Source organism: Porphyromonas sp. (assembly GCF_030529325.1).
Lineage (GTDB): Bacteria > Bacteroidota > Bacteroidia > Bacteroidales > Porphyromonadaceae > Porphyromonas_A.
Genome location: NZ_JAUMXC010000016.1, coordinates 7,820 through 16,118, shown reverse-complemented (window position 1 = coordinate 16,118; position 8,299 = coordinate 7,820). Strand labels below are relative to the sequence as shown.

At 42.2% G+C, this 8,299-nt stretch carries 7 protein-coding genes and 1 pseudogene; 4 read left to right on the top strand and 4 right to left on the bottom strand.

What is annotated here, in order from left to right:
- From Q4A14_RS04000 to Q4A14_RS03985, 4 genes are all read left to right on the top strand, one after another.
- Window positions 1-444, top strand: a 444-nt coding sequence (locus Q4A14_RS04000) for a hypothetical protein (RefSeq protein ID WP_303170103.1), incomplete at its 5' end; no start/stop codon positions are given.
- Between the two features lie 33 nt (window positions 445-477).
- Entirely contained in the window at window positions 478-1,470 is a 993-nt protein-coding gene (locus tag Q4A14_RS03995) for a diacylglycerol kinase family protein (protein ID WP_303170101.1), read from the top strand.
- A gap of 6 nt (window positions 1,471-1,476) precedes the next feature.
- Window positions 1,477-1,947, top strand: coding sequence for a Cys-tRNA(Pro) deacylase (gene ybaK / locus Q4A14_RS03990; RefSeq protein ID WP_303170099.1), 471 nt, complete (start codon window positions 1,477-1,479; stop codon window positions 1,945-1,947).
- Between the two features lie 19 nt (window positions 1,948-1,966).
- A complete protein-coding gene (locus Q4A14_RS03985; protein WP_303170097.1) occupies window positions 1,967-3,115 on the top strand; it encodes a CapA family protein in 1,149 nt (382 codons plus the stop codon).
- Between the two features lie 79 nt (window positions 3,116-3,194).
- Here Q4A14_RS03985 and Q4A14_RS03980 read toward each other — a convergent pair whose 3' ends face one another.
- From Q4A14_RS03980 to Q4A14_RS03965, 4 genes and pseudogenes are all read right to left on the bottom strand, one after another.
- On the bottom strand, window positions 3,195-3,554 hold the full coding sequence (locus tag Q4A14_RS03980) for a PAS domain-containing protein (protein ID WP_303170096.1): 360 nt from the start codon (window positions 3,552-3,554) through the stop codon (window positions 3,195-3,197).
- Window positions 3,555-3,948: 394 nt separating this feature from the next.
- Complete coding sequence (locus Q4A14_RS03975; RefSeq protein WP_303170094.1) at window positions 3,949-5,193, bottom strand: DUF438 domain-containing protein; 1,245 nt, start codon at window positions 5,191-5,193, stop codon at window positions 3,949-3,951.
- A 39-nt stretch (window positions 5,194-5,232) separates the two neighbouring features.
- Entirely contained in the window at window positions 5,233-6,882 is a 1,650-nt protein-coding gene (gene hcp, locus Q4A14_RS03970; protein ID WP_303170145.1) for a hydroxylamine reductase, read from the bottom strand.
- A 583-nt stretch (window positions 6,883-7,465) separates the two neighbouring features.
- A pseudogene (locus Q4A14_RS03965) lies at window positions 7,466-8,299 on the bottom strand (PepSY domain-containing protein); the annotation flags it as partial.

Below are 8,299 nucleotides of genomic sequence, written 5' to 3'. Positions count from 1 at the left end.
GCAGGTGCATTTTTCAATGTAGCACAACTACTACGGGATAAAACAAAACATCTCATCGACAATACACCAAACTCAATTGGAGTAGTCATTGATAGAGGACTGAAAGAGCCTGTACAAAACTTATGCATTATCCATGATACCGAAGCTCCCGAAAAATTAGAATATGCTCATCTCGTCAATGGTTTACTCCATCACTCTAATCTCACAAGATTCTGTATTACAATAGGAGATGAAAATAGTATAGAGGCTTCAGAGCTATATCAAGCCACTAGACTACCCAAGGAGATTATGTCCAAGGAAGCTTTGGGAGAATATGACCTACTACTCATCCCATATAATACCTTTAGACATCTTTCAACAACTGCACCGGAGATGGTAAAATACATCCCTACAAGTATACTCCTATACTCTCGACAGAAAGAACCGTTCCAAAGGGTAAATTAATATCTGTTATTCACAGCATCACACTACGGCAATATGAAATATCTCATCATCTTCAATCCCACATCCGGTCCTAGGGTATTAAGAAATAAGGTCCATGAGAAGACAGCTCTTGCTCTACTTAATGCAGGTCATGAGGTACGTGTGGTCTCTACAGAATATGCTGGCCATGCAACAGAGGTAACTAAGGAAGCACTCAGTTCTGACATAGACGTGATATGTGCTGTGGGAGGAGATGGAACTGTCAATGAGATTGCATCAGCTCTGATTGGTTCAGACAAAATACTTGGGATAATCCCCAATGGCAGTGGAAATGGCCTCGCCAGGGAACTTAATATTCCACTAAGCGCTGATAATGCAATAGAAACACTGATTTCCCACAAACTTTCAGTCATCGATACGTGTCGTGTCAATGACAATCCATTCCTATGCACTTGTGGTATTGGCTTCGATGGATCTGTCTCGGAGGAGTTTTCAGAAAGCAATGTTCGAGGTCCCATGGTGTACATAAAGGACACGGTACAGGTTTTTTTTTCTCACACCCCATCTGTATACAAACTCAATATTGACGGCACAGAGCTCTCAGTAAAAGCATTCCTAATAGCATTCGCAAATGCAGCTCAATATGGCAATAATGCTTTCATTGCTCCTAACGCAAGTCTCACGGATGGCTTCATAGACATTACAATTATAAAAGAATTTCCCGTGGTAGATGCTGCACAAGTCGCGATCCAACTCTTCTCTAAAGGATTAGATCAAAATCCTTACACCGAATTATATAAAGGAAAAGAAATCACTGTCAGCACAGAAAAGCCAATACCCTATCATATAGATGGCGAAGCAATGGGCTCATCAGATCATATCAGCATAAAGGTACTTCCCGCTAGTCTCAAAGTAATCTCAGGAGGCCTTACAGCAAACCAAAAGACTGTCTCAGACTTCTTCAACAGCATTACAAATAACCTTATCGGATTTCACAATGATTTGCTCAACAAACTCGGGATTAGAGACTTTGATCAAGACAAATAGTATGTCATGAAAAAGACTAATTCCATACGTATCATTGAAAGCTTAGGCATCTCGTATCAACTGAGAGAATATGCAGTTACAGATGAACACCAGAGTGCGATTGAAGTTGCTGAAGCCATTGGTGAATCCCCGGAACACGTATATAAAACCCTCGTATTTAAAGGAGATAAGGAACCTTTTATAGTTGCAGTCATTCCATCTTACGCTAATGTTGACTTAAAAAAACTAGCAAAAGTTTCCGGAAATAAGAGATGTGAAATGCTTCCCCTCAAAGAACTCCTATCTACAACCGGCTATGTACGTGGGGGTTGTTCTCCCATTGGGATGAAAAAAGCGTATCCAACTTATATCGAGGAACTTATCACTCTTGAAGAGCAAATTATAGTGAGTGCAGGAAAAAGAGGGCTTCAAGTCATCTTAGATCCCTCGGACCTTATTTCTATTGTTTCTGCTGTAGTTGCAGACATTGTTGAATAGTATTGCTCTCCCCTATCCTATGAAACACACCTCTATTATCCACAAGATCATTCTAATACTTGTACCCTTATCCTGTACCATCAGCGCATGTTTATCGACCGAAAGCAAAAAGCAAACAGATACAGCCAAAGGTTCCCCACAAGATACTCTCAGGGTAACATTGTACTTTGCCGGTGACATCATGATGCATCTTCCTCAGGTCAAGGCAGCAATGACGGGCATAGATACATATGACCTCCATGACAACTACAAATATATCTCGCCCTATATTAAGAAAGCCGATGTAGCAATCGCGAATCTTGAAACGACTTTCGGAGGCAAGCCATATAGAGGATATCCTCAATTTAGTAGCCCTGACACCCTTGCATATGCACTAAAAGATGCAGGCTTTGACATCCTCACCACTGCCAATAACCACTCTGTGGATAGAGGACGGAATGGTATTATACGCACTTTAGATATTCTTGATAAAGTCGGGATTAAACATCTCGGCACATATAGAGACAGCATAGAAAGATCAAATAATCATCCGCTGAACATCACTATAAACGGTATCAAACTGGCATTTCTCTGTTATACCTATGGAACTAACGGTATATCCATCCCACCTCCCACAGTTGTTAATCTTATAGATTCAATGATGCTTGATGAGGTGCGTACAATCAAAGCCAAGGCAGAAACAGACTTCACCATTATCTGTATTCATTGGGGAAATGAATACCAACGTAAAGAAGATGACTCTCAGAAAAGGCTGGCCCAATCTCTTTTGGACGCGGGTGCTGATGTTATTATAGGATCGCATCCTCATGTCGTACAGTCAGCCTACCATTATTCAGATACGGCAACGAGCAAATCCTCTTTGGTAGTTTATTCACTTGGAAATTATATAAGCAACCAGACTAAAGATCCTGCTACGAGAGGAGGACTTTCAACAATCTGTACACTTCAAAAACTATCAAATGGGACAAAAAGCATTCCCAACGTGGAATATCTACATACCTGGGTCTCAAAAGGGATAGAAGACGGTAGGAAAAGATATCGTATCATCCCGATCACGTACACAGAAAGAGATACTTCACTCATCCCATCATACGAACATAAAGAGTTCCTACGGTATACTCAATACTCCAAATCCATAGTACTCTCAGATAGTCTACCCCCATTCTGAACATCAGACTATCGCTTGAGCAAACATCAATAAAGGATAATACCTTATTGACACTTTTGTTTTGAGCAGTATATTACCTCTATCCTACAATATCTATTCTGTTTTTAGGACGTCTTATTTTATGAGGCATCTCAAAAGGAATGATCATTGAAAGCTCTACAAATCCCATATACTCCCCCTCTTCATACCAAGGGATTTGATAGATAAGCTTCTTCATTCCATTTTTCTCTATAGTATAGGCATTCTTGGTCTGCTTCTTCATCATCTCTCTCAACATGGATCGAGCAGGCTCGGGATGGCAGTCCAGCACATTGCTCCCGATTAGACTCTGTCCCGGCTTCTGATTTACTTTCTTACTTTGCTCATTCATCTCTATGATGATGCCATCTTTATCACACACAGTTACAGCAATATCTGCCTCATTGAGATAGTTTATCATAAGTAAATATCTATTTTATATTTGGATCCCTCAAAGTTAACAAAGAATACAATATCCATCCGCACTTCTGCCTCGAATACAGGGCAATCGCATCAAAAATCTCGACAAAATACAAGCCGCTAATTTTCAAATAATTGCATTTTGAGGATTATATTCAAAGATAAAGAATGCACTCAAAACTATGATTGATAATCAGACACTTACATTTTGATGCGGTTGCCCTGCCTCGAATACAACTTGGACTTAATAATAAAAAATCCCCTCTTGACAGATTCTCACGAACAGATCAAGAGGGGCGGATTGTAGTCCGGCTTGAAGACCATCAGGTCTGTACCGGATCGGCATCCAATTGGAAAAAGGATTGAGTGTTCTTATAGTTCTTTCTCACCTTCGCTTATTTAGATTCGTATGATAGTAGGCGTTGATCCCCTTCAAGAGCACGCAGATGAGAGATATCTTGTGTTACTTCAACAACACCAAGATACTCACCTTCGGGGTTACGCACCGCAGTGTATTCAATGTAGATGAAGCGACCCATGAAATTCGACAACCAGAAAGCAGCCTTATTCTCTTTACCGGCTTTGAAATCTTCAAGGATTTGCTCCACAATGTGAACACTTCCCGGAGGATGACACATACGCACATCTCGCCCGATGATAGATCTATTACGCTCAAAGACGCGCTTTGGGCTATGGGAGAAGAATCTCACCTTGTCATCTTTGTCGACGAAAGTAATATCGATAGGCAAATGAATAAAGAGGGCTTCAAGCTCTTCAATATTGAAATTACCGGATGAGAGGCGGATAGCACCACTGTGGGCATTGACTGCTGTATTATCTTGGGCAGCCATAACTCCCTCAAGTTTCCACTCGTCTTCAGGATCAATAAGAGTGTAGCCGAACTCCGGGGTCTCTTGGTAAACCTTATACCATTCTTCGTCACTTAGGACATCCATAGACATAGGGAATAGGATTTCCTCCTCCTTCATAATCATACCCTCGATCATTTCCACTGCAGGCGTGATCGTAGCATTAAGCACATCACGAAGCACATCTGCAGAAGCCACACCTGCTTTGAGAGCCTCTACCGAGGCTTTAAGCTGTGCACGCGTCTCATCATGCTTTCCCCAAAGGACCTTTGGAGGACCAGTGATGTGATGCTTCTCTAAATATGGGAAGAGAAGGTACTCTTTACGCTTGTAATGCTTATCGATATCCCAAAAATTGTTCAGTATCGTACGCAACTGCATGAGATAACCGGGGACTTGACTGTCTCCGATATTCTTTACAGCCTCAACTAAAGCATAAAAATCCTTGATCTGAAGACGGATGGCACCGTTTTCCTTCTTGAACGTATCCACGGGGTGACCCGCAGGTACAGGTTTTGCACCCTCAAGATCGATACTACCGTCAAGAACGGCAGTATGCAGATCGCAAAAACTGAGGATCTCTTCCTCTGTCAGAAGTTTATCATTAATGAGCTCCTGCTCTACCTCCACAACCTCATTGTAAGGGATCGAACGCAAACGTTCGATGAGGCGTTGTTTCACAGAGTCAGCCTGCTCACCATTATGTATTTGGAGAAGAAGTTCTCTGAGCTCTTCCTTCCTTTTTGAAGCGTTGTTGATGTATTCGCTCATAGTTACAGTGTTTTTTTGAATAAATTAGTATTGAGTTGGTTAAGCTCCGAGGAAGTGGCGTAGATCTTCGTCTACTTCCGTAATTGCCGCGATGCCAAAATTATTGACAAGGACATTGGCAACATTCGGAGAAAGGAATGCGGGTAACGTAGGACCCAAGTGGATATTCTTGACTCCCAAGTAAAGGAGAGCAAGGAGAACGATGACAGCCTTTTGCTCATACCATGCGATATTGTATGCGATAGGCAGATCGTTGAGATCCTCAAGTCCAAAAGCCTCCTTAAGGGCAAGAGCGATCTTCACAAGAGAGTAGCTGTCGTTGCACTGACCTGCATCAAGCACGCGAGGGATACCATTGATATCGCCGAGAGGCAGCTTGTTATAACGATACTTCGCGCAACCAGCAGTAAGGATGACTGTGTCGTGTGGGAGTTTCTCAGCAAACTCGGTATAATAGTTACGCCCCTTCATACGACCATCACAGCCGCCCATGACAAAGAATTTACGGATAGCTCCACTCTTGACTGCATCCACGACTTTGTCTGCAAGAGCGATAACCTGATTGTGAGCAAAACCTCCGATAATTTCGCCGGTCTCTACTTCTTTCGGAGGCAAGCACTTTTTAGCATGCTCTATAAGAGCAGAGAAGTCTTTAGGTTGCCCATTCTTACGGTCTTCGATGTGCTTGAAACCCTCAAATCCCGATGCACCCGTAGTGTAAACACGGTCAGCATAAGTGGAGGTCTTGCGAGGAGGGACGATACAGTTGGTAGTGAAAAGTATCACTCCGTTGAAATTCTCAAAGTCCTCGATCTGATGCCACCAAGAACTTCCATAATTGCCGACAAAGTGTTCGTACTGCTTGAACTTGGGATAATAGTTGGCAGGCAACATCTCGCTATGTGTGTATACATCGACACCCGTGCCTTCGGTCTGCTTGAGGAGCTCTTCCATATCTTTAAGGTCGTGGCCACTGATGAGGATACCCGGGTTGTTGCGCACTCCGAGATTGACCTTCGTGATTTCAGGATGACCATAGTTGGAAGTGTTCGCTTTATCGAGGAGAGCCATGACTTGAACTCCAAACTTACCTGTCTCCAAAACCAATGCTGTGAGTTCGTCTGCCGAGAGGGAGTCATTGGTCGTTGCGACAAGTGCCCTCTGCATGAAAGCGTAGATTTCATCATCCTCATAGCCGAGATTGTAAGCATGTTCAGCATAAGCAGCCATACCCTTTAGACCGTAAATAGTGAGCTCACGAAGTGAGCGTACATCCTCATTTTCAGTAGAAAGAATACCCACTTCGACAGCCTTGGTTGCCATCTCCATTTCAGTTTCACCCCTCCAAGAAAGGCCATCAAAAGATATACCATCGACACTGCCTCCAAGAGCAAGGAGTTGGGCCTTTGCAGAGTCACGCAGTTCTTGTGCGATGCGTATACGAGTGATAAATCTAGACTTATCGAAATTGGCATTGGTTATGGTCATAAACATACTGTCAACAACAAACTTGTTGATTTCCGGTAGCTCTTTACCCTTTTCTCTAAGTCTTACGGTAATATGAGAGATCCCCTTGCAGAGGTATAGTAAAAGGTCTTGAAGATTAGCAACATCTGCAGTCTTACCACAGACACCAACAACAGTACAACCTTGATTTTTGGAAGTCTCCTGACATTGATAGCAAAACATCTGTTCCATAGTTTTTATTTGTTTTTTAGATGAGTAGTATTATCTTTTTCCTTCTGTATCGCAAAGGTAGAGAGAGAGCATTGTAAAAAACGTAACCGAAGTTACACTATCACACATCCATGAAAAAAATATCACCGGCAATGCTAAAAAAATCATTCCCCCCCTGATTTCAAAGACATAGCTAAAAATACACACTAAAAAAAGCCTATATTTTTCCACTGAGCGTCATCGAGAAATAGATCCCAAACAGGTCATCCCCTGGCTAAAAACACTATATCCTGATATAGAAGAGTTCCTCATTCAAGCCCTTCTCCCTCCTACAACAAACCGCACTGAAAAACACCATGATACTCACCCGTCAGTAAACCTCACGAAAGGATAAAAAAGATGCCTACCTTGAATGATCAAGGTAGGCATCTTAATTCATCAAGTTAGACACATCGATTTTGAAGGTTGTACATCTTTTTCAGCACACTTGATTTTCATAAGTTATATAGGCTCTTTTAGTAAAATAAAAAATAGCCGGAGTGTATCCAATTGAGGCATACACTCCGGCATTTTTTACAACTTCTATTACATTGACTTATCTCTTTTTCTTACGAGTAAACAGTCTCTTCAGATATTTGAGACCGAGTACCACCCCGGTGAAAGAAACGATGATCCCTCCAAGAAGAATGATCCACAAAAAGACTTCCCTGAGTACCGGATGTTCAGCAAAAAACTTGATCCTGAATGTATGAAAGATAGGATATATCCATCTCTCAGCACGACTACGAGCAGTATAGTAGCGTGTGCGCCCTGTCTCAGGACTCACATAGAGGACAGTTTTGTCATTGTCTTCGACTTCAACTCGATATACAGGTAGAGGATCACGCTCAGATCGACCGACATAATAATTGTCATACTCCGTCATAAGTGACATCGAATATGAATATTTAAGGACTTTCGACATCTTGACCTCAACTTCGTCTTTAGTCAGATTCAAGGGCTTGACAACTCCGTCAATGATATCCAATGTGAGTTCTTTTTCTGAGGTCCGGACACCGTAGAACAGATGATCTTCATATTTTTTGAATGATATGCCCTTCACCTCTCCGGGATAAGCGGCCAGTATGGCGCGATAATCACTATTGATCTCTCCAAGAGTAAGAGGCTCCTCCTTGAACAAACGCTCAGAAAGGGTGTTGTCCTCCTCCTTCATGAACCACTTGGGAAGGTCATTGAGAGACATAAAACCACTGAGAATAAACATAAAAACAAAGAATCCGAAAAAGAACCCGGTAATATGGTGCCATTTGAAATCCCACTTTTTGTAAGGAGAACGGAAACGTTTACGCCTCTTCCAGACGATTGCATAAGAGTAAATCCCCATGATAATACCGGCAAAACACATGATAGCACCAAGTCCGGAAAGCCA